Source organism: Petroclostridium xylanilyticum, assembly GCF_002252565.1.
Lineage (GTDB): Bacteria > Bacillota > Clostridia > SK-Y3 > SK-Y3 > Petroclostridium > Petroclostridium xylanilyticum.
The window spans coordinates 70,909-94,722 of record NZ_NPML01000002.1; the positions used below are offsets into that span (position 1 = coordinate 70,909).

The 23,814-nt window shown below is 37.3% G+C and carries 20 protein-coding genes, 1 other RNA gene and 1 pseudogene; 21 read left to right on the forward strand and 1 reads right to left on the reverse strand.

Features of this window, described 5'->3' with window-relative positions; all coding sequences use genetic code 11:
* Nucleotides 1–89: 89 nt before the first annotated feature.
* On the reverse strand, nt 90–860 hold the full coding sequence (locus tag CIB29_RS00475; RefSeq protein WP_094545700.1) for a hypothetical protein: 771 nt from the start codon (nt 858–860) through the stop codon (nt 90–92).
* A gap of 392 nt (nt 861–1,252) precedes the next feature.
* On the opposite strand from CIB29_RS00475, the gene CIB29_RS00480 reads away from it, so the two are divergent.
* The 21 genes and pseudogenes from CIB29_RS00480 (at nt 1,253) to CIB29_RS00570 (ending at nt 23,727) form a co-directional block, all read left to right on the forward strand.
* Nucleotides 1,253–1,705: a cell division protein ZapA gene (locus tag CIB29_RS00480; protein WP_094545703.1), complete on the forward strand. Its 453-nt coding sequence runs from the start codon at nt 1,253–1,255 to the stop codon at nt 1,703–1,705.
* A gap of 185 nt (nt 1,706–1,890) precedes the next feature.
* On the forward strand, nt 1,891–3,033 hold the full coding sequence (locus CIB29_RS00485; RefSeq protein ID WP_094545705.1) for a DUF362 domain-containing protein: 1,143 nt from the start codon (nt 1,891–1,893) through the stop codon (nt 3,031–3,033).
* A 165-nt stretch (nt 3,034–3,198) separates the two neighbouring features.
* On the forward strand, nt 3,199–3,663 hold the full coding sequence (locus CIB29_RS00490; protein WP_094545707.1) for a chemotaxis protein CheX: 465 nt from the start codon (nt 3,199–3,201) through the stop codon (nt 3,661–3,663).
* A gap of 15 nt (nt 3,664–3,678) precedes the next feature.
* Nucleotides 3,679–4,173, forward strand: coding sequence for a tRNA (uridine(34)/cytosine(34)/5-carboxymethylaminomethyluridine(34)-2'-O)-methyltransferase TrmL (trmL, locus tag CIB29_RS00495; RefSeq protein WP_094545709.1), 495 nt, complete (start codon nt 3,679–3,681; stop codon nt 4,171–4,173).
* Nucleotides 4,174–4,197: 24 nt separating this feature from the next.
* Nucleotides 4,198–5,043, forward strand: a complete 846-nt coding sequence (locus CIB29_RS00500; protein ID WP_094545711.1) for a DegV family protein — start codon at nt 4,198–4,200, stop codon at nt 5,041–5,043.
* A 462-nt stretch (nt 5,044–5,505) separates the two neighbouring features.
* Nucleotides 5,506–6,519, forward strand: a complete 1,014-nt coding sequence (gene gap / locus CIB29_RS00505; protein WP_094545713.1) for a type I glyceraldehyde-3-phosphate dehydrogenase — start codon at nt 5,506–5,508, stop codon at nt 6,517–6,519.
* Nucleotides 6,520–6,739: 220 nt separating this feature from the next.
* The gene (tpiA, locus tag CIB29_RS00510; protein ID WP_094546004.1) at nt 6,740–8,677 is read left to right on the forward strand and encodes a triose-phosphate isomerase; all 1,938 of its coding nucleotides are present in this window, start codon (nt 6,740–6,742) and stop codon (nt 8,675–8,677) included.
* A 100-nt stretch (nt 8,678–8,777) separates the two neighbouring features.
* Nucleotides 8,778–10,307: a 2,3-bisphosphoglycerate-independent phosphoglycerate mutase gene (gene gpmI, locus CIB29_RS00515; RefSeq protein ID WP_094545715.1), complete on the forward strand. Its 1,530-nt coding sequence runs from the start codon at nt 8,778–8,780 to the stop codon at nt 10,305–10,307.
* A gap of 123 nt (nt 10,308–10,430) precedes the next feature.
* Nucleotides 10,431–11,732, forward strand: coding sequence for a phosphopyruvate hydratase (eno, locus tag CIB29_RS00520; protein WP_094545716.1), 1,302 nt, complete (start codon nt 10,431–10,433; stop codon nt 11,730–11,732).
* 259 nt (nt 11,733–11,991) lie between these two features.
* Nucleotides 11,992–12,222 carry a preprotein translocase subunit SecG gene (secG, locus tag CIB29_RS00525; RefSeq protein WP_094545718.1) on the forward strand — a complete coding sequence of 77 codons (231 nt, stop codon included), beginning with the start codon at nt 11,992–11,994 and terminating at the stop codon, nt 12,220–12,222.
* 210 nt (nt 12,223–12,432) lie between these two features.
* Nucleotides 12,433–14,697, forward strand: coding sequence for a ribonuclease R (rnr, locus tag CIB29_RS00530; protein WP_094545719.1), 2,265 nt, complete (start codon nt 12,433–12,435; stop codon nt 14,695–14,697).
* 505 nt (nt 14,698–15,202) lie between these two features.
* On the forward strand, nt 15,203–15,670 hold the full coding sequence (smpB, locus tag CIB29_RS00535; RefSeq protein WP_094545721.1) for an SsrA-binding protein SmpB: 468 nt from the start codon (nt 15,203–15,205) through the stop codon (nt 15,668–15,670).
* A gap of 156 nt (nt 15,671–15,826) precedes the next feature.
* Nucleotides 15,827–16,175, forward strand: a transfer-messenger RNA (tmRNA) gene (ssrA, locus tag CIB29_RS00540).
* A 504-nt stretch (nt 16,176–16,679) separates the two neighbouring features.
* The gene (locus CIB29_RS18460; RefSeq protein WP_157910161.1) at nt 16,680–16,853 is read left to right on the forward strand and encodes a hypothetical protein; all 174 of its coding nucleotides are present in this window, start codon (nt 16,680–16,682) and stop codon (nt 16,851–16,853) included.
* Nucleotides 16,854–17,284: 431 nt separating this feature from the next.
* The gene (locus CIB29_RS00545; RefSeq protein WP_094545723.1) at nt 17,285–17,581 is read left to right on the forward strand and encodes a YkgJ family cysteine cluster protein; all 297 of its coding nucleotides are present in this window, start codon (nt 17,285–17,287) and stop codon (nt 17,579–17,581) included.
* A gap of 20 nt (nt 17,582–17,601) precedes the next feature.
* Nucleotides 17,602–19,317 (forward strand): hypothetical protein, encoded by a 1,716-nt coding sequence (locus CIB29_RS00550; protein ID WP_094545725.1) that lies wholly within the window; start codon nt 17,602–17,604, stop codon nt 19,315–19,317.
* A gap of 109 nt (nt 19,318–19,426) precedes the next feature.
* Complete coding sequence (locus CIB29_RS00555) at nt 19,427–20,392, forward strand: DUF1186 domain-containing protein (RefSeq protein WP_094545727.1); 966 nt, start codon at nt 19,427–19,429, stop codon at nt 20,390–20,392.
* A 372-nt stretch (nt 20,393–20,764) separates the two neighbouring features.
* Nucleotides 20,765–21,052, forward strand: a pseudogene (locus CIB29_RS19370) (AlbA family DNA-binding domain-containing protein); the annotation flags it as partial.
* A 525-nt stretch (nt 21,053–21,577) separates the two neighbouring features.
* Nucleotides 21,578–21,937, forward strand: a complete 360-nt coding sequence (locus tag CIB29_RS19375) for an ATP-binding protein (RefSeq protein WP_278335799.1) — start codon at nt 21,578–21,580, stop codon at nt 21,935–21,937.
* Nucleotides 21,938–22,124: 187 nt separating this feature from the next.
* Nucleotides 22,125–22,688: a DUF4411 family protein gene (locus tag CIB29_RS00565; protein WP_094545731.1), complete on the forward strand. Its 564-nt coding sequence runs from the start codon at nt 22,125–22,127 to the stop codon at nt 22,686–22,688.
* 742 nt (nt 22,689–23,430) lie between these two features.
* Entirely contained in the window at nt 23,431–23,727 is a 297-nt protein-coding gene (locus CIB29_RS00570) for a hypothetical protein (RefSeq protein WP_198543679.1), read from the forward strand.
* Nucleotides 23,728–23,814: the final 87 nt, after the last annotated feature.

The window sequence follows — 23,814 nt, forward strand, 5'->3', positions numbered from 1 at the left end:
TGACAACACCCAGGTTGTCGATAACCCCGTCCCCTTGGCATTCGTCCCCTTGGCATTCCGTTTTTGCACAGTCTGCCGTCCCTTTGCTTCTAAATTTCTTCAACCAGTGCCTGTTTCAACCAGTCTTTACCTAATTGTGCAAGGGCTTCTTCGCACTGTTGCCTCAATTCCTCTTCATCCATCAGCTCACCGTTTTCCAAACTTTCCTTTAATGAATCTATTTCTTTGTTGCCAAGGGTTTCTATGCTATTGTTGATGATATTTATAAGTTCCATATCCAGACCTGTTGACAAATTAGTGTTTTTATCCTCTTGTTTAAGACTAGGCGGCTGTCCATATTGATAATATGGAGTTGTATCTGGTTGTCCAACTTCTAATAAAACATCATTTTTGGAGGTGCTGGTACTAACACTGCCCCGGTCAAAATTATACGTATTTTCCTGCGAATCTACACCATGGATGCTAATATTTTTTGTATTATCGTACTTATCAATGGTTGATAAATTTGATATATTTGATATATTTTTTAAACCTTTTCCTAAAACACATTCTGTTTTATCATACCTATAGCAGTCCCTTTTTTGTGTTCTTTTAGAAAATATTACATTGCTTAAATTATTTTCAATAAAAAGGACAAGAATAGAGGTTAACATTAGAACTACTGACAATAATAAGGCAATCATAGTAAAATCGAAATTTTTCAAAAGAAATGGAAAGATTAAACTTATTATAAGAGAAATTATACCTGATGTAATTGTAGCAAATGATGAAATATGGGCACTTTCTTTAAAAAATAAGATTAGAGTAACTGTCCCAGCTAGTATTAAGAGACTGGCTATACTAATGTAAATATCTATCATACTCTCTCCTAACCATTTAATAGAAATTGTTTTATTAAACTTCCTAGTATATAGTATAGGAAATTGCGCTTTTTTGTAAAGTATAATTTCTTAATAATATCAACCAAAATACTACTTTATATTTTATAATACGACAAGATTATCTAATATAGGTATTTAGCACTATAAGGATTTAGGACTATAGTTGCAAAATGAAATATTTCCCCATTTGAATTTAATGAACAGTAAAAAAGTCTATTATTTTTTTACATTATATAGTATAATAAAAATTAATACAATAGGTTTTGATTACTTACAAGCGGATAAAGCAGATTACGGAAAATATAGTTTGGTAAATTCGGATGATCTTCTATTAATATAAGATAACAGGGAACAATAAGGAGAGTCAATTTATGGCATCAAAAACCAAAGTCGAAGTTAAAATTAATGGCAAGGATTATACGGTAATAGGTGTAGAATCAGAAGAATATATTCAAAAAGTAGCACTATACATAGATAAAAAGATGAATGAAATAACTAATTTAAATAACAGATTAAGTACTTCCATGGCAGCGGTCCTTACGGCAATTAATGTGGCAGATGATTATTTTAAAACCCTTGAGGCTTTAGATAACCTCAGAAACCAGGTGCAACAATATATACAAGAGCTGGATGAAGCCACCTCAGAACTTGAAAAATATAAAAAAGAAAATGAAGAATTAAAAGAAACCATTCAACAGCTTCAGATTGATTTGGTTAGGAAAGAGACCGAACTAAGAGACTTTATCAATACATTTGATAATCCGCCAAGGGAAAGAGACAATACTGTCAAAATTGATAATGCTCGTAAAATTAGAGCAAAATAGTATGTAGGTACCGGTTATATAACTGGTGCTTTTTCTTTAATAATATGAAACGTAGTCTTGCCTGAAACTACCGGTTTTCAGACAAAAAAAGGCCACATCATTATTTGTGCCGGGTGTGCCCGGCGTGGCAGTTAGTTAATATAATAATAAATTTCTAAAAAATACTTTATTTGAGGGAGAGAAATATGAATAATGTTTCACTTTTGCGTTGCGATGAATATGACTATAAAAAAGTTAAAACTGTTATAGACCAGACTTTTATCAATCTTGGCGGAATACAAAAGTTTGTAAAACCGGGCATGAAAGTATTACTTAAAATTAACTTATTAATGAAAAAAAAGCCCGAAGAAGCTACAACCACTCATCCTGTTTTTGTAGAAGCTCTTACGCGGGCTGTCCAGGAAGCGGGAGGCGTTGTTACCATAGCGGATAGTCCGGGAGGTTTATATACTGAGAAAGCGCTCAAAGGTGTTTACTCAGTTTGCGGTATTGAAGAAGTAGCCAAAAAAACCGGCGCAATATTAAATTATGACCTTACCCATCAAGAGGTTTCTTTCACTGGAGGTAAAATTACCAAGTCATTCATGGTGATCAGTCCGGCGCTGGAGGCGGATTTGGTAATTACTGTCCCAAAATGTAAGACGCATGGCATGACTTTGTTTACAGGTGCTGTTAAAAATCTTTTTGGGGTGATCCCCGGCACATATAAGGCAGAATACCATTTCAGGATGCAGGATAAAAAGGATTTTTGCAATATGTTGGTGGATTTATGTCAATTAATAAGTCCTTCTTTATCCATAATGGATGCTATCGTTGGAATGGAGGGGAGTGGGCCATCAGGAGGAGATCCTAGGAAAATAGGAGCGGTTATAGCTAGTACAAGCCCTTATTTAGTAGATTTGGTTGCCACGACCATTATTGGAATAAGTCCGTCAGAAGTATATACAATTGTAAATAGTATTGAAAGAGGACTTTGTCCTTCTGACATATCTAAAATTAATATCTTAGGTGATGACATAAGCACATTTCTGATAAAAGATTATAAATTACCGGTGGGAAGAGCGGTAAGTTTTTTGGACGGTTTACCGCCCTTTATGCAAAAAAAGATTAATGGATGGGTCAGTCCAAAACCGGTATTTATACATGAAACATGTATCGGGTGCAGGGATTGCGAAATGAATTGTCCTCCAAAGGCAATAAGCATGCGGGGAAAAAAGCCCTATGTAGATTTGAATAAATGCATAAAATGTTTCTGCTGCCAGGAGTTATGTCCTAAAAAGGCCATAGAAATAAAAAGGCCAAGGTGGGTTCAGAAATTTTTAAAATAATCTACATAAAAAGAGGATTTTTAATAAAACATATAGAATAATAATTATATGTTTAGTTGGCATATATCGACAACAAATATTAAAATTAAAAAAATAAATTAAAGTTGGTTAATTATAAGCAATATTGGCGGAATTATACAATATTTACAGAGGGGTGGGGGTAAAATGAATGTTGAATATATTAACCCGTTTATTGAGGCAAGTCAATCGGTATTAAAATCAATTGCGAATATGGAAGTAACCCTTGGAAAGGTGTACCTGAAGAATTCTCCTTATCCGAGCGATACTTTAGCTATTATTATTGGATTGACCGGGAAGCTGAGAGGGCAGGTAATTTTTAGTATGAATAAAGAAGTCGCCTGTAAAATTGCATCTGCTATGATGATGGGCATGCCGGTAACTGAACTTGATGAAATATCCAGAAGTGCTGTTACCGAAGCGGCTAATATGATACTTGGAAATACAGCAACAATATTATATAACCGGGGAATAGCTATTGATATTACTCCGCCTTCTTTACTGATGGGAGATAACATGCAGATATCCACTAATAAAATGAAGACGGTATGTGTGCCGTTAAACATTTCTAACGGCGGAACCATAGAGCTGGATATTGCAGTAGCGGAATAAAAGGATGGGACTAAAATGAATCTAAATGTTGTTCTTGTAGAACCCGAAATTCCCCAAAATACCGGAAACATTGCAAGAACATGTGCTGCAGTGGGTGCGCGTCTGCATCTTGTCAAACCTCTTGGATTTTCGGTGGATGATAGGCATTTAAAACGAGCCGGTTTGGACTACTGGCATTTACTGGACATACAATATTATGATAATATTGAACATTTCTTTAAGGTAAATAAAGGCGGAAACTTTTTTTATGCCACAACAAAAGCAGTAAATATTTATAGCGATATTACATACCCTGATAATTGTTTCCTGGTATTTGGTAAAGAAACTGCCGGGCTTCCTGAAGAACTTTTGAAAGATAACAAGGACAGGTGTATACGAATTCCTATGATTGAAGGAGCCAGGTCACTCAATCTTTCTAATTCGGTAGCCATTATAGTATATGAAGCTTTACGGCAAAAGGGATTTGAGTCACTTAAGGGACAAGGGAATTTGACAAAATTTGAATGGTAAAAAAGAACCGGGGAGGGAAAATCAATGGCAAAAATTAAAATTATTACAGATAGTACTGCAGACATCCCAAAGAATCTAGCAGAGGAACTGAATATTACAGTTGTACCGTTAACAGTTCATTTTGGTGAAGAGTCTTATAAAGATTGGTACGATCTTACTTCCACCGAGTTTTTTGAAAAACTGAAAAATTCCGATGTAATGCCTACTACTTCACAGATTAGTCCGGCAGCTTTTGAAGAAGTTTTTAGAAAAGAGTTGCAAGAAAATGATTCAATTATCTGTGTAACCCTTTCCTCAAAAGCAAGTGGTACTTATCAATCGGCAGTAATTGCAAAGAATAGCATAGAAGATGCAGATATAGAAGTCATCGACTCTATGCTGCTATCTTACGGTTACGGTATGGTAGTGGTAGAAGCTGCTAAAATGGCGAAAGAAGGAAAATCTAAACAGGAGATTATCGGGCGGGTCAATTACTTATTAGAAAGAATAGATACCTACTTTATTGTAGATACGTTGGAATATTTAAAAAAAGGTGGAAGAATCAATCTGGCTGCTGCTGTAATAGGAAATATATTGAATATAAAGCCGGTATTGGGAATTAAAGATGGGCTGGTAGTTCCGGTGGATAAGATACGTGGCAGCAAGAACATTATCCCTAAAATGGTTGAACTTATAAAAAGTAAAGGCTATAATATGTCTAATCAGGTTGTTGGTCTTGCTCACGGTGCTATACCGGACAGGCTTGAAGAATTAAAAGAAGCAATTGAGAATGAATTTCACCCCAAGGGCTTTGTAATTTCAGAAGTAGGCAGCGTAATTGGTGCCCATTCCGGACCGGGAGTTATTGGGGCATTTTTTATAAGAGACTAAAATTGAGATTGAGATTAAGTTTTTGTAGAATACTTTTTCTTAGTCTCATTTTTTTTAAGCATATTCACTAAAATTAAGCACAAAGCTGAATCAAAATATCTGTATTTACTATTTGGTGATTATTTATATCGATAACCGATATTAAAGTTAAAAATAAATTAATGTAGTTATCGATGAAATTAACCAACTTTAAAGTCAAAATATTTAGTTTTAAAGTTGGTTAATTATAAAAAAACAGTATAATTTATAAGAAATTTGGAGATGTTTAAAAGGGACTGTATTATGATTAGCAGGAAATTGTTAAAAATTTAATAAATTTTCTTTTATCACTTGAAAACTTGATTGAAATAATATAAAATGTATTCGGCAATATAGGAAAGTCTTACTAATAGGTTGTAGGCTACGTTGTAGCTTAAATATATATCAATACAACACTACTACATACTAGGAGGATGATTTGCTATGGCAATAAAGGTAGGTATTAACGGCTTTGGAAGAATTGGGAGAAATGCTTTCAAAGTAATTATGGAAAAATTTGCTGATCAGATTGATGTTGTAGCCATCAACGACTTAACAGATTCAAAAACGCTTGCACACCTTTTAAAATATGATTCCTGTTTTGGTAAATTTGATGGCACTGTTGAAGTTAAAGAAGGTGCTATCATTGTTAATGGCAAGGAAATAAAGATTGTTGCAGAAAGAGATCCTGCAAACCTTCCTTGGGCAGATCTTGGTGTACAGATTGTAATTGAATCTACAGGCTTATTTACCAAGAGGGAAGCAGCTGAAAAGCATTTGAAAGCTGGTGCTAAAAAGGTTGTTATTTCTGCACCTGCTACCAACGAAGACATTACAATTGTTATGGGTGTCAATGAAGACCAGTATGACCCTGCACAGCATCATATTATTTCCAATGCATCCTGTACAACAAACTGTTTGGCTCCTTTTGCAAAGGTTATTGATGCTGAATTCGGTATCGTAAAAGGGTTAATGACAACTGTTCATTCATATACAAATGACCAGAGAATTCTTGACCTTCCTCACTCTGACTTAAGAAGAGCTAGAGCTGCAGCACTTTCTATGATTCCTACCACAACTGGTGCAGCAAAAGCTGTTGCTTTAGTATTGCCTCAGCTTAAAGGCAAATTCAATGGTTTTGCACTAAGAGTGCCTACTCCAACTGTATCTATCGTGGATATGGTTATAGAAACTGAAAAACCTGTTACTAAAGAATCTGTTAATGCTGCTTTAAAAGCAGCTGCTGAAGGGCCGATGAAAGGTATCCTTGGATACTCTGATGAGCCTTTGGTATCTATCGATTATAAAGGTGATCCAAGATCGTCAATTATTGACGGTTTATCTACCATGGTAATGGGTGACAATATGGTTAAAATTGTATCCTGGTATGATAACGAATGGGGTTATTCCAATAGAATCGTTGACCTTGTTAACTATATTGCCAGCAAAGGGATTTAATATAAAGATAGCTCGGAGAGAGCCGCAATATTAATTGCATCCGTGGACATTAGTGCGAAAATAGTGGACAGTGGATAGTTTTTGAATTGAGAATTGACAATTAACAATTAAGAATTAAGAATTGGAGGTCCGGTTTTGTAATGTGTAGTAAATGCATTATAGGACCGGGCTTTTTTAAAATTTATAGTTACATAATCTTTATAAGAGGTGACAAAAAATGATGAACAAGAAGACCATAGAAGACATTCAAGTGTCTGGAAAAAGAGTGCTGGTAAGATGTGATTTTAACGTACCATTGGATGAAAACAAAAATATCACTGATGAAAACCGAATTGTAGGTGCTTTGCCAACTATCAAGTATCTTATGAATCAGGGTGCAAAGGTTATACTTTGTTCACACCTGGGAAGACCAAAGGGAGAATTTAATCCAAAATACAGTCTAAAACCCGTTGCAAAAAGGTTGAGCGAATTATTAGGAAAAGAAGTAGTAATGGCAGAAGATGTAATTGGAGAAAGTGCAAAAGCTGCTGTTGCTGCAATGAAAGACGGAGACGTTGTTTTACTGGAAAACGTAAGGTATCATAAGGAAGAGGAAAAGAACGATCCGGAATTTGCAAAAGCTCTTGCCAGCCTGGCGGATATCTTTGTAAATGACGCTTTTGGAACTGCCCACAGAGCTCACGCTTCAACGGCTGGGGTTGCAGACTATCTTCCAGCGGTTGCCGGATATTTGATTCAAAAAGAAATAGAAGTAATGGGTAAAGCTTTATCTAACCCGGAAAGACCTTTTATAGCTATTTTGGGTGGAGCCAAGGTTTCTGATAAAATAGGAGTTATAGAAAATCTTCTGGATAAGGTAGATGCATTGCTCATAGGCGGAGGAATGGCATATACTTTCTTAAAGGCAAAAGGTTATAAGATTGGTAATTCAATTTGTGAAGAAGATAAACTCGACCTTGCCAGAAAGCTTATGCAAAAAGCGGAAGAAAAAGGTGTTGATTTGTTGCTGCCTGTAGGTAGTATTGTAGCAGATGAATTCAAGCCTGATGCAAATTCTATGTATGTACCTTCTGATGCTATGCCCGATGGCTGGATGGGTGTTGATATCGGCCATATTACTGTAGAAAAATTTGCTAATGTAATAAAGAAAGCAAAAACAATTATATGGAATGGGCCTATGGGGGTATTTGAGTTCCCCAGATTTGCAGAAGGGACAAAAGAGATAGCTGAATGTGTTGCAAAAGCTAATGCTATTACCATTATCGGCGGTGGTGATTCAGCTGCAGCAGTTGAACAACTGGGATATGCAGATAAGATGACCCATATTTCAACCGGCGGTGGTGCTTCCCTTGAATTTTTAGAAGGAAAAGTATTGCCAGGAATAGCTGTATTGGATGATAAAAATCCAAGAAAAAAAATCATAGCCGGAAACTGGAAGATGAATAAGACTCCTACCGAAGCAGTTGCTTTAGTAGAAGAATTAAAACCCCTTGTGGCAAATGTTGATGCGGAAGTAGTTGTATGCCCGCCGTTTGTTTGTATCCCGGCAGTGAAAGCAGCAGTAGAGGGCTCAAACATTGCAGTTGGTGCGCAGAATATGTATTTTGAAGAGAAAGGTGCCTATACAGGAGAAGTTGCGCCTAATATGCTTGTTGATTTAGGTGTAAAGTATGTGATTATAGGTCACTCTGAAAGAAGGCAGTATTTTGCTGAAACTGACGAAATTGTAAACAAAAAAGTATTGACTGCATTCAAGCACGGATTAATACCAATTGTTTGTGTTGGGGAGTCTCTTGAGCAGAGAGAACAGGGTATTACCAATGACCTTGTTAGAATGCAGACAAAGATAGCATTAAGAGGATTAACACCTGAGCAGGCAAAACAAGTAGTTATTGCTTATGAACCTATCTGGGCAATTGGGACAGGAAAGACTGCTACTGCAGAACAGGCTAATGAAGTAAATGCAGTAATAAGAGAAACTATTAAAGAGTTGTTTGGTGAGGAAGTTTCAACCTACACCAGAATACAATACGGCGGCAGTGTAAATGCTGCAAATGCAAATGAATTGATGAACATGCCTGACATTGATGGCGGTTTAGTAGGTGGAGCAAGCCTGAAGGCTGAAGAGTTTAGTAAGATTGTTAGATATAATGACTAATATTAACGTTCACGGTTCACAGTTAACAGTTCACAGCATTTTATCCGTGAACTATGAAACGTAAACTATGAACCGTGAACTATATTGTGAGGAGAATTTTATGAAAAATAAACTGGTTATGCTTGTTGTCCTGGATGGATATGGGCTAAATGAGTTAGAAAAAGGTAATGCTATAATGGCAGCAAATACTCCTAATATGGATAGGTTTATGAAGGAATATCCAAACACTATTATTCATTGCAGCGGGTTGGATGTAGGACTGCCTGAAGGACAAATGGGAAATTCAGAAGTAGGACATACAAATATTGGTGCTGGAAGAATTGTTTACCAGGAATTAACCAGAATTACCAAATCTATTAAAGAAGACGAATTTTACCATAATGAAATTTTATTAAAAGCAATCGATAATTGCAAAAAACATGGTTCCAAACTTCACTTGTTTGGTTTGCTTTCCGATGGCGGTGTGCATAGCCATAATACACACCTGTATGCTTTATTAGAATTAGCTAAAAGAGAAGGATTGGAAGATGTGTATGTTCATTGCTTCCTTGACGGAAGAGATGTTCCACCTACCTCAGGAAGAGAGTTTGTACAACAACTGATAGAAAGAATGAGGGCAATAGGGATTGGGCAAATAGCTACTGTAATGGGAAGATATTATTCAATGGACCGTGATAATAGATGGGAACGCGTCCAAAAGGCCTATGAAGCAATGGTATTGGGCGCAGGCCCTGTCTGTGAATCGGCTGTTACGGCGGTAGAGAGGTCCTATAATGATGATGTTACTGATGAATTTGTAATTCCTACAGTGATTACAAAGGGTGGAAAACCAACAGCGACTATAGAGGAGAATGACTCTATCATTTTCTTTAATTTCCGCCCGGACAGGGCCAGAGAAATTACCCGTACATTTGTAGACCCTGAGTTCAAGGGCTTTGAAAGAAAAAAGGGTTACTTCCCTGTACATTATGTGTGCATGACACAATACGATGCCGAAATGCCTAATGTATCAGTGGCTTTTAAACCCCAGGAACTTACCAATACTTTTGGGGAATATATCAGCAAACTTGGCTACAGGCAGCTCAGAATTGCAGAGACAGAGAAATATGCCCATGTAACCTTCTTTTTCAACGGTGGTGTAGAAGCAGTCTATGAGGGAGAAGACAGGGTATTAATTCCATCCCCCAAGGTGGCAACTTATGACATGAAGCCTGAAATGAGTGCTTATGAAGTGACTGAAGAGGTAGTAAAGAGAATAAATTCTAAAGAATATGATGTTATCATATTAAATTATGCAAACTGTGATATGGTAGGACATACCGGAGTTTTTGAAGCTGCTGTAAAAGCTGTTGAGGCAGTAGATGAATGCATAGGAAGAGTGGTAGAAGCTGTACAAGCCCAGGATGGAATAATACTTATTACTGCCGACCACGGCAACTCAGACCAGATGATTGACTATGTGACAGGAGGCCCCCACACAGCCCATACAACTAACGTAGTGCCTCTTATCTTGATTGGAAAAGACGCAAAACTTAAAAAAGGAAGATTGGCTGATATCGCTCCTACCATGCTGGATATCATGGGGCTGGAAAAGCCAAAGGAAATGACAGGTGAAAGCTTGCTTAAATAATTATATACTAGAGCTAGCTAGTGAGGGATGATGGACGTCAGGCAGTGGGCTTTTATACTCTCCACTCCTCACTTCGCATTCCCCACTTGTAATATAAACAATATCACGAAAGGAGAAATTTTGATGAAGCAGTATATTGAAATTCAAGACGTTTTTGCGAGAGAAATTATGGATTCCAGAGGAAATCCTACGGTTGAGGTTGAAGTAGTGGTAGAAGGAGGGTATGTAGGAAGAGCTGCTGTTCCTTCCGGCGCATCTACTGGTATTTTTGAAGCTGTCGAATTAAGAGACGGTGACAAGAATAGATACCTTGGAAAAGGTGTAACCAAAGCTGTTGAGAATGTAAACAATGAAATTGCAGAAGCAATCATCGGTATGAATGTATTGGATCAAGTTGCTATTGATAAGACTATGATTGCATTGGATGGTACTCCTAACAAGGGAAGATTAGGTGCTAATGCAATATTAGGTGTATCTCTGGCTTGTGCAAAAGCTGCTGCTGAAGCACTTGGAATGAGCCTCTACCAGTACATAGGAGGAACTAATGCAAAAGTACTTCCCGTACCAATGATGAACATATTAAACGGCGGAGCTCATGCAAATAATAACGTCGATATTCAAGAATTCATGATTATGCCTGTAGGAGCTGACAGCTTCAAAAAAGCATTACAGATGTGTGCAGAAGTATTCCACAACCTTAAGAAAGTATTATCTGAAATGGGTAACACTACTGCTGTAGGCGATGAAGGTGGATTTGCTCCTAACCTCAGCAAGGACGAAGAAGCTTTGGATGTAATCATGAAAGCTATCGAAAGAGCCGGATACAAACCTGGCGATGACTTCAGAATTGCTATCGATGCAGCTTCCTCTGAATGGTATAAAGAAGATGGAAAATATCATCTTCCAAAATCCGGAGCTGTTAAGACCAAAGAAGAAATGGTACAATACTGGGCTGACCTGGCTGACAGATATCCAATCATTTCCCTTGAAGACGGTGTTGCTGAGGATGACTGGGAAGGTTGGAAACTTTTAACTGAAAAAATTGGTGACAGAGTTCAATTGGTTGGAGACGATTTATTTGTAACCAATACTGAAAGATTGGAAAAAGGTATCAATCTTGGTGTAGCAAACTCCATTCTTATCAAGGTTAACCAGATCGGTTCCTTAACTGAAACCCTGGACGCTATCCAAATGGCTAACAGAGCAGGCTATACTGCAGTTGTGTCTCACCGGTCCGGAGAAACTGAAGATACAACAATTGCTGATATTGCGGTTGCTGTAAATGCAGGACAGATTAAGACCGGAGCACCTTCAAGAACTGACCGTGTTGCAAAATACAACCAGTTATTAAGAATTGAAGAGGAACTGGGAGAAACTGCCCAATACCTGGGATTAAAAGCCTGGTTCAATCTTAAAAACAAATAATAATTAGCAGTTTGGAGTGGGGAGTGAAGAGTTAAAATATTTAACTTTTCACCTTCCCACTTTTTATTTAACGCTTAAATTTCAGCGTGTATATTTTTTAGTTGATGAATATTATGGAAAGAGCGTTGCAAAAAGGCTTAGAGCCTGTTATAACAATATTCTTCAACTAAATTAAATGCACCCTAAATTTCAAAAAATTGTTGTACTGGCTATTTGAATGTGTTAAAATAATTGTGTTAACAATTTGGGAGGTGTAAAAATGACTATATTTATAACAATTATACATATAATTGTTGCTATTTCCTTAATTGCGATTGTTCTTTTACAGTCAGGAAAAAGTGCTGGTTTGTCTGGCTCTATTGCAGGTGGTGCAGAAACTTTTTTTGGTAAAAACAAAGGAAGAACAATTGATGCAATATTAAGCAAGTGGACATCCGTTGCTGCCGTTGTATTTATTGTTACCTCACTTTTATTGGCGCTCTTAAGATAAAAATATTTAAAAACATCCTGTCACAGGATGTTTTTGTTGTTTTTGGGAAGTTTTTTACCTCGAAACTCTGCGGATGGAACAATGCGTCTTTGGCCTTTTACAATAAAATAGATCCTAATATGCATTAAAAAACAAAAAAGATTTGGAGTAAGATTAAGCAAATTTGGACAGTATTATAATAAATGATATTAAAAACAGGACGTGGTGAATATGACACAAAAAGAAAAAATACTGGCATTTATGCGGGAGGATGCGTACAAACCTCTTTTAATTGAAGAATTAATTACTGTTTTAGATGTACCAAGGGAGGAAATAGGTCATTTTTTAAGCATCATAGATGAATTAGAGGCAGATGGAAGAATTATTAAGACTAAGAAAAACCGGTATGGAATTCCTGAAAGAATGGGACTTGTTACTGGTCGGTTTCAGGGCAATGAGAGAGGGTTTGGCTTTGTTGTTCCTGATGATGAAACCATTGCAGATGTATTTATTCCATTGGAAAACGCTAACGGAGCAATGCACAATGACAGGGTAATCGCCAGGTTTACCCGTGCAATTATTGAAGGGAAAAGAGCCGAAGGAGAAATAATCCGTATTTTAAAAAGAGCTAATGAGACAATTGTAGGTACCTTTGAGAGCAGCAAATATTTTGGATTTGTTGTGCCTGACGACAGAAAAATATCCCAGGATGTTTTTGTACCAAAGGATGAGTTTAATGGTGCAAAAACAGGGCAGAAAGTTGTTGTAAAAATCACAAGATGGCCGGAGGCCAGAAGGAATCCAGAAGGAAAAGTTGTTGAAGTATTGGGACACAAGGATGATCCGGGCACCGATATTGTTTCAATCATTAAACAATTTAATTTGAGTGAAGAGTTTCCAGAGGATGTAATAAAACAAGCTGAAAGAATATCTGATACTGTACCTGAAAATGAAATACAAAAACGTCATGATTTGAGACATCTAAAGATCGTGACCATCGATGGCGAAGATGCAAAAGATTTAGACGATGCTGTTTCAGTGGAAAGATTGGAAAATGGAAATTATAGGCTAGGCGTACATATCGCTGATGTAAGCCATTATGTGACCGAAAACAGTCCACTGGATAAAGAAGCATTTAAGAGAGCTACCAGTGTATATCTTGTAGACAGGGTAATTCCCATGCTTCCCAAAAAGTTATCCAACGGAATATGCAGTCTAAACCCCCAGGTCGATAGGTTAACCCTTTCAGTTTTTATGGAAATTGATAAAACAGGAAAAGTAGTTGATTATGAGATTTTTGACAGTGTAATCAAAACCAGAGAACGGATGACATATACGAATGTTACCAGGATTCTGGAAGAGGAAGATCCGGAGCTGATAGAAAGGTATAAAGATTTAATTGATGATTTTAAACTAATGAAAGAGCTGGCGCTGATTTTAAGACAAAAGAGAATTGACAGGGGAAGTATAGATTTTGATTTTCCGGAAGCAAAAATTATCTTAGATGAAAAAGGAAAGCCTGTTGAAGTAAAAAAATATGAAATAACCATATCCAACAAAATTATAGAGGAATTCATGCTTATTTGTAATGAAACGGTAGCAGAACATATGTTTTGGGCAAATACTCCTTTTGTATATAGGATTCATGAAGAACCGGACCCGGAGAAAATTGAAAATTTTAATAAATTAATATACAATCTGGGATACCATTTGAAAGGTATTGCGAAGATACATCCTAAATCACTGCAGCAACTGTTGAATAAAATTAAGGGAAAAAAAGAAGAAAGAATTATCAGTACGGTAATGCTTCGTTCATTAATGAAAGCCAAGTATTCTCATGAAAATTTAGGCCACTTTGGGCTGGCCGCCAAGTATTATTGCCACTTTACTTCACCTATCAGGAGATACCCTGACCTTGTAATCCATAGGATTATCAAGGAAAATCTCAGCAGAGGTATCACACCTGCAAGGGAAGAATACTTAAAAACTTTTGTACAGCAAGCAGCAAAACAATCATCCGATCAGGAAATTGCTGCGCAGGAAGCGGAACGGGAAACGGAAGATTTGAAAAAAGCGGAATATATGCAGGATAAGGTAGGAGAAGTATTTGAAGGAGTTATCTCCAGTGTAACTTCCTTCGGAATGTTTGTTGAACTGGAGAATACTATAGAAGGTCTTGTCCGGGTAAGCAGCATGGAGGATGACTATTATATATATGATGATAAGCATTACAGCTTGATTGGAGAAAATAAAAAGAAAATCTATAAGATTGGTGATGAAGTAAAAGTAAAATTGGTTAAAGCTGATTTAGCAACTAGGCAGATTGATTTTGTCCTAGTTGAAGAAATTGAAAACGACGGGCAATTGGAAGATGATAAATTTTATACTATACCTGAGACTGGATTAGCAAATAAAAAAGCAAAAGTATCCACAAGACCTAAGAAAAGAGAGAAGACAAAAGAGAAAGAAAAAACCAAAAAAAGAAGAAAAAAATAGTATACAAGGAATTTATTTATACTTGACAATTAAATTAACAGTGATATAATCCCATATTTGACACTTGACGAATACAAAAAGCCTGATAAGGCTTGATATTAAAGGGTTTCAGGCTTTTGATTAAATAAAAAATTTGCGTAGTTTTTTAAAATTCTTGCTAATGCTGCATTTGCTGTCATTTAACAAATCGGCAGATATGATTTGAAAATTAAGATTAAAATAATAAAATCACTAGAAAATACGCACTTTTAGAAAATCAAATTTGACACAAAAATGTGCTATTTTCAAGGCTTTGAGCACTGTTTGAAAAGTTGCAACTGTCAAAGACCCGAGAAAGAAAAAACCAAAAAAAGAAGAAAAAAATAGTATACAAGGAATTTATTTATACTTGACAATTAAATTAACAGTGATATAATAAATTGTTGAGACGTTAGAATAAGCTGTATATGCCCTATTTGTCGGTACAAGTAGGGCTATTTTATCCAGTTGCAAGTGGGTGCAAAACATGAGTAAAGATAGTGTAAAAGTAATAGCGCAAAATAAAAAAGCAAGACATGATTATTTTATAGAAGAATGCTATGAAGCAGGTATTGAGCTTTCAGGTACTGAGGTTAAATCCATACGTCAGGGCAAAGTCAACCTGAAAGACAGCTATGCCTCTGTGGACCATGGAGAAGTAATCTTAAAGGGTATGCACATCAGCCCTTATGAAAAGGGGAATATATTCAATAAAGACCCTTTGAGGAATAGAAAATTACTTTTACACCGTTACCAGATAAACAAACTGATAGGTGCAACACAGCAGCAAGGATACTCACTTATACCGCTGCAGGTTTATCTCAAAGGCTCATTAGTTAAAGTTGAGCTTGCACTTGCAAAAGGTAAAAAGAACTACGACAGAAGAGCTGATATTGCAGAAAGAGATGCAAAACGGGATATGGACAGGGCATTAAAAGAAAGAAATAAGATATAAGTAGTGGACAGTGGGGAGTGTTTGCCAGTGTACACTTAAACTTGTCATTATCTTATATATGATAGTGTATAATTATTGATAGATGTGGAACGAATAGTTGTATTTTGAGGGATGTTTTTCTTCCCACTCTTCACTATTCACTCCCCACTTATATATGGGGGCGTACTGGTTTCGACGGGGATGTTGAAGCACGAGTAGCGAGTAGTGGACCAGGGCCACTTTAAAACTTGGAATTTTAAATATAAACGCTGAAGATAATTTAGCATTTGCTGCCTAATTAAAGGCAGCCGTTCAACCCGGGACTACCGCGGCCCGGGATTGGGCGTCGACCAGCGGTGAACGTGACCTGGCAAAGCTTTGAGCCTGGCATGACAAATGAAGCTACTAAAGCCTGAAGCCTGTCAGTGGGCGTCAGGTGGAGGGAATGTCAAAACACTGACTGCACTCGGAGAAGCTTGTGTGGATATGTTTTCGGACAGGGGTTCGATTCCCCTCGCCTCCACCAAAATGTTAAGTCAATATAGATGCAAGTCCATTTTGACTAGTAACCATGCAGGTTTGCGGGGTTTTTGAGAGCAATTTCAAAAACCCCGTTTTCCATAGATGCATCTGGATAAAAATAGTATCATTTGAATTACCTCTTTGAAAATGGTTTTATGTTAAGGGAATCAAGCCAGTGGACATGTTTCTGTGGACTTTTCATTGTGAGGCCGTCGTGAGGATTGAGAGGGTGAAAGGCTTATGAATAGAGGGTTTGGGGTACTTTATAAATTTGTTGATTTTGGGTAACCCTTGAGTGCACAAAAATGATATTTAATAAGATTTGGTATTGAGTGGAAAAAGATGGAAATTAAAAAAGCGCATGACAAGAAATTCTGCTTGTTCGCAAAGGTTCAAGAAAAATGGTATTGGGAAATAAACAATGTAAATTTTAAATCTGAATGTGTTTGATATTTTATTTGTCTGGTAGTATAATAAAAGTGAAGGCAAGAGAAAGAGGTGATCAAAGATGGCAACAATTTCATTTACAAAGGATTTTGCTATAACAAAAAGAGAGATCGTTGAGAGGCTTCAAAAAGGAATTCAGAATACAAAGCCTTTAAATATAGATTCCAGAAATGTTATTGCTGATTTGAAAAGGAGTGAGAGAAAATTATTGAGTTTGCTTCGCTCCAAGGCTTGATTAAAGCAAAGGACATTGATGAGAATTTATGAAGAGACGCGTTCTCTCTTTTTTATTGTAAAAAAGATGAAGACATTACCGATTTTATTAAAAACAAAGCCATTGAATATGAAAAAAGAGACAAATGCAGAACATACATATATTTTGATTCGAATTATCTTGAGGAGACCGGGAGATTGAAAATTGCTGGCTTTTTTCTATTGCGATGAAGACGATAAAGGTTCCTGTGATAGAGACCATGTCAAAGAACCTCCGAAAGAAATTAGGAAACCTCTCAGACGGGGAACAGAATCTATATAAGTATTACTAAGTACTTTACATTGTCTATTTTAGTTCACAGTTCACGGTTCACAGGATTTTCTTGGTTAATTTCTGTGAACTGAGAACTGTGAACCGTGAACAAATAACAATTGATTTCCAAAAGATTGGGAATGACAGATGTTGCGTTCAAAGATAAGCATCTTATCAAAACAGAAGAAGGCTTTATAATAAATAAAAAACCCTGTCCGTTTTTAACAGGAATTGGTTGCTCAATCTATGAATGCAGGCCGGAAAATTGCAGGGAATATCCATTTACGCACAAAGATGAAATATGGTCAAGGCTCATCAACCTTGTTGAAAACTGTGCGGTTTGCCCTGTTGTGTTTGAAATTTTTGAACGCCTTAAGAAGTACTATGGGGATGAATTTGAACAATACAAAGAAGAATATCAGGAATTATGGGGATAGAAAAGGGAAGGAGTAGAGACATGGCTGTATTAAGTTATAAAGAATTTATGGAAGAAGTAAGGATGCGTTTAAAAAATTTTGCTACAGAAGATTTTTGTAACTTAATCTTGGACTGGGCCAGCAAAGAACATCCTTCAAAGAGGCAAGAGTTTTTGGATAAATTAGTACTTCCGAAGCATAAGAAGGAAGTTATATCCAATTTGGAAACGCTGATGGATGAGATAGAAGCTTTTGCACAGAGAGTGGAGGATGGTGAATATTGCGACGGATGGGGCTGGGATGATGCAATCCATGAAGAAAGAGATTGGGGCGATGAAAGTTGGGCAGAGGAAATGGACGAATTTTTTCTGCAAGCCAGAAGTTTATTGCTGCAAGGAAAATATAAGCTTGCTGAAGAGGCCTATAGAAGACTATTCGACATATTGGAGATGGGACAGGAACCGGGACATCTTCCTGGCGACCCGGATTACAGTAATATGTTAAAAGTGGATATGGATGAGCAGGTTGCGCTCTTTCTCAGGTCTGTATATATGAATTCCACTTCCGAAGAGCGGCCGGCTTCGTTGTATGAATCAATGAATGAATACAGGTATCTGACTCGTAAAATTAAATTGAAAAATATCATTGATGCGTTAGACACTTTGTTGCCGGATTTTGACGCTTTTCTAGCAGAATGGATTGAATTTTTAAAAAAACAAAGTCCAATGAACGTCAGCGAGTTACTGAGGGAAGCTGTTTTTTTAAAGGGTGGTATTCCTGCTATTTCTGAATTTGCAAGGCAATATCCAGATAAATATCCCAAGGCATATATTGATTGGATTGCGTCTTTAGAGATGGAAGATGATACAGATTCGGTCATTCAGGTTGCCAGAGAAGGTTTGTCCAGGATTCCCAGAGATTATGCAGTAAGGGCTGAAGTAGCAGAAACCATTTCAAGGATAGGGGAAAAGTTGAATGATAATAAGTTGAAATTGGAGGGGTATAGGGAATGCTTTTATTCCAATCCTTCTATGGGATATTTACTTGACTTGTATATAACTGCTATTGAATGTGATTGCTTTGAAGAGGTACGGAATGAAGCTGAACAAAGAATTATGAAGCTTCGAGGTAAAAGCAGGATACCTGTAAACAACTACCACAGTAGAGAGCAAAATACGTCTTTTGTATCCGAAGGGGTTCTATTCAATGCTCTGCTTTTAGGTGGAAGATATGAAAAGGTATTTGAAATGTGTAAAGGCAGAGGTCCGCTTGGCTGGAGCTCCAGTGAAAATCCCAAACCGGTATTTGTAACGTTTATGATGGTAGTTTTATCAAAGGAAGGAATTCACTCAAAAATTCTTTACGAACAATGGGAGAATGTGATTGAAAATACGAGTTATAATGCAAGCAGGGATTATGTTAAAAAGTACCGGAAGATTATTGAGGTTATAAAAGAGTCTATAAAACTAACCAAGGAGCAAGAGGAGTTTTATCTAAAATGGTGTAAAGACGAAATAGGACGTAGGGTAGATGCAATTGTCAGCAACCAGCATCGGGGGAGCTATCATAAAGCAGCAGGACTGTTGGTTGCAATGGCTGAGACCTTGGCAAACAGGGGAGAAAAGCAGGAAGGTATGGATTTAACCGAAAAATATAGAAGTAAGTATCCCCGGCATACTGCCTTTAAAGGTGAGCTCAACCAGGCATTACAAGCATCTGGATTATTTGATGTAAGAGCGCCCAGGAAGGGAAGATAAATCATGCTGTGAATTTTTCTATATACATTCCATGACATATAACCCCAGATTAACATCCACGCGATGCGCGGGAGAGAGGAATAGGCAAACATAGAGGGGAGCTACGACGATGAATTTAAAAATTTTTAAGGGGTATGAGCGGTTTGAGGATCATTACCCGGCAGAGGCTGTAAAATATGCTTTGGCGAATAAAGAGGAAGCGATTCCGGAACTGCTTGAAATATTGGAATATACGCTAAGTAATGTAGAAAATTTATCAAAAGACGCAAAGTATCTGGTTCATTTTCCTGCAATTTATCTTCTCGCATACTTTCGAGAGAAAAAAGCGTATGAAAGTATTATCAAGATTGCATCCCTACCGGATGAACAGATATTTGACTTGCTGGGGGATGTGGTCACCGAGGATTTTAAAAACATCCTTGCATCAGTCTGTGACGGAAATATAGAACCGATCAAAGGAATCATAGAGAATTCTTCATTGGATGAATATGTGAGAACAGAGGCGTTAGAATCTCTTTTGATTTTATTGAATCACGGTGTGGTTTCGAGAGAACAGCTTGTTTTCTATTTCAAAGAGCTTTTTAATGGAAAGCTTGAGGTGGACTATAGCTTTGTGTGGGACACGCTTCCCAGGTGCTGCTCGTTGATACACCCTGCAGGACTTAAGGACGACATAGAAAAGGCGGTAGCAGATGGAAAAGTAATGGAAATCATCGCTGACCTGGACTTTATGAACCGCCAACTTAAAAGGTCGGTAAAAGAGGTTCTGGATGAACTAAAGGAAGATGACGATTATTCCTTTATATCTGAAGAAGATGTACATTCACTGGAAGGATGGGTTGGAGGCTTTTCGTGTGAAGTGGATGGTGATGGCGAATACCCGTTTGATGAGGATGATGAAAATGAGATAGAGGATGAGCGTTTTATGGGAACTTTCTTAAACGAGCACAAGAGTAATCAAAACTTTATGAATGTACCTTTCAAGCGGGAAAATTATGTGGGGCGAAATGATCCATGTCCTTGTGGAAGCGGAAAGAAATATAAAAAGTGTTGTCTTGGGAAAGAAGAAAAGTAAAGAACAGAATTTAGACTTGCATATTGAAAATGGCTTTATACACTTAAGAAAAACTTCCTAAAAATTATCTTTTTCATGCGCTTGAGGCATTGTGAGACTGTCGCGAGGATTGAGAGGGCGAAAGGTTGATAAATAGAGGGCTGCAGAGGTTTTGTTACCTTGTTGATTTTAGATAACCCTTGAGTGTACAAAAAAGATAATTAATAAGAATCAAGATTGATTAGAATAACATTTCCTTGCATAATTTTGGACAAGCGGATAAAATGGTAGTAACTATATTTTAACAAATTGTATAGGCATTTTGGGTTATTATGATTTGAGGTTGAACTTTATGACGCAGACTGAACTTGAGATCAGGGTGAAAGCTATAAAGTTGAATTTAAAGAAAGTGTGGATAAGAGCCTCGTAGAGGAAGTATGCGCATTTGCAAATGCATCCGGCGGACGTGTATTTATAAGTGTTGATGATGGTGACAAAATCACTGGCACTGATATCAGCAACGCCGCCCGTTCTCGAATTCACGACACGCTAAGACAGATACAGCCGGACGTAGCTGTTAAACTTGATGTTTTTAATAATATTATCATCCTGTCAGTGCCAGAAGGAAAAGAAAAGCCGTATAGTTGCTCAAAGGGTTTTTTCCTCAGAGTCGGGCCAAATTCTCAAAAGCTTGGACGGAATGAAATTATTGCTTTTATACAGTCAGAGGGGCGTATACGATTTGATGAACTTGTTAAATCGGAGGCGACAGTACCTGAATCCTTGGACAGGAAAGCATTTGATAAGTATCTGAACCTTTCTGGAATTAGCAATGTTCTTCCTCCGGAAGATATGCTTCTGAATCTGGATTGCTGTGTGAAAACAGAAGGACATACTTCTTTAACAAATGCAGGAGTGCTATTCTTTTCAAATGAGCCTATGAAATATATTCCTCAGGCTCAAGTGGTCTGTGCTTTATATAAAGGGACTGAAAAGATAACAGTTCTTGACCGGAAAGACCTGATTGGTGATTTGGTTACTGTTATTGATGAGGCTGTTCTGTTTCTTAAGAAGCATCTGAACTTGAGATATGAAATCAAGGAAATCCGTAGAAAAGAGATTCTTGAAATACCTGAAATAGCAATAAGGGAGGCAGTTATTAATGCTGTTTGTCATAGGGACTACTTTGAAAAAGGTGCCAACGTGATGGTTGAGATTTTTGATGACCGGGTTGAAATCAGCAATCCTGGTTCCCTGCCTCACGGTATGACTTTAGAGGATTTCGGGAAAAGAAGTATGACAAGGAATCCTACCATTGCTTCCTTATTGCACCGTATTCACTATATAGAGAAAATGGGAACAGGTATTAATAGGATGAAGGAAGCCTGTAAAGAAGCTGGAATACCTGAACCGGAGTTTGAAATAACAGGCTTTTTCACAACTATATTCCGCAGAAAAACTTCGGGAAACATCGGTATAAACATCGGTATAGACGATGAAAAGTCAATATTTAATGACAAAAAGTCACCGCTGGTATTTTATGAAAATATTAAGCGTCTGCGGTAAAATAGTGTATAATGAGATTCTATTTTAGTTTTTTTGCATATACTATTTATGCATGACAATCACAATAAGTATTGACTACTTGTAATTGTTATGTTACGATAACCTTGTAAAAGATGTTATCGATAAAGTTGATCAGTGCCCTGGTGTTCCTTGAGAGCCAGGGCCATTTTACATTAAGGGGATTGCGATGGGGGACAAGCTGTTTAAAACTTATCGTGAGCAGATAGAGATACTCAGAAGTAGGGGATTGAAAGTTGATAAAGGAGCCATAGGAGTTCTTCAAACCGAAAATTATTATAATGTTATAAATGGCTACAAAGACCTGTTTCTGGAAATTGCATCACCCGAAGAGAAATTTAAGGATGGTGCCGACTTTGATGAAATCTATGCACTTTATGAGTTTGATAGGGAACTGCGTTTTATATTTTTAAAGCAGCTTTTAAAGCTGGAGACCAATATCAAGTCTGTGACTGCATATAAATTCTCGGAGAAGTACGGACATGGGATGGATGTTCAGGACATATTTAAAGTAGAGCACTTCCAAGTAATAATATCCGGAAAGAACCTACTAAGCGGTAAGCCAGTAGCAGACCCATTCGTTATTGCGAAAGCAAAAATAATTGACGGTACAGTCATTACAAATGAAGCTAATAAACCCAATGGAGCAAAGATACCGAACATCTGTGAGCGATTCAATGTTAAGTGTATTAACCTTGAACAATTCATGGAAGTTGAAGGATGGAGCTTCTAATTACACTGCGACCCTATTCTATGAAAGGTTATACAGAGCGTTCGGAACTTTTCGGTGAAAACATTAGGACAGGCATTAAGATAAACCCGAACACCTCATAAATAGCGGCTTCAGCCACAAAAGTCTGGGGGAATCTTGGAGGAAACGTGGGGGAAATCAATACAGATTAACCCCCAACAATAACCCACAAAAGACTATACTATCATTGAAGTACAGAACAGAATAAGTTGATTGATAATAACATAGGCATAGATTTTAATGAAGGTAGATGAATTGTATCTGTAAGTACCTCTACGTCAGTTAACATTAATTTGTCATTTTTAAGAATTTTAGAAAAGTTAGTTACAAACAGTCATTGATGGCACATAATATATACGTGGTTGTTTTGTGCAGTTTGAAGCCTGATTACCACCACTCCAAAGAGCCTTGAATACGCATATTTGTGATGATATACCTGGAGCTTAGGGAGAGAGAGCAACGATAGTCGATGTGGAAAAATCCAACTTTGTGCACAAATTTTAAGACAGCATCGCATTCGTTGTGTTATAATACTCTATGTAGGGATGCAGTTAACAGACTGCTTGGATTTTAAACATACTGGAATGATGAAGGTATGAACAAAATTGTTCGTGATGCGTATTGTGTAGAAGGATTGGATGTTGTCTACCTGAAGCCGCTTGAAATGGTACGAGAATTCATGCTGAAGCTCACGGAGCAGATGTCCATTGAGATAGAGCGTAGGATGAAATTCGCTGGACACGCAGCATTTCTCTTAAATAGAGATCAGCTACTTGTGGTATTGGCACAGGCGGCAGCAAAGGTTACCGATACCTTCCTGCTGATGCCGATGGCTACAGGGACAAGAAGACCTGCAAAGTGGGAAGCCTTTACTGGGGCTGGTTGTAATGTTGACCTATGGGCGATGTATAAAGGTGTAACATTCCTTGTGAATATTGCTAATGACATGGCATCCATTGCCTCAAGCAGGGTCAAGAAGAAGATAGTATGTACTTCCTCTGTATCAGACTATCAAGGGTGAGGGCGAACAGCTTATTGATGATGAATATGTAGTTTCAAACATTAAGAGAAAGATACAGGAAAGGCTTGAGCCTGTACCCAACTGGTC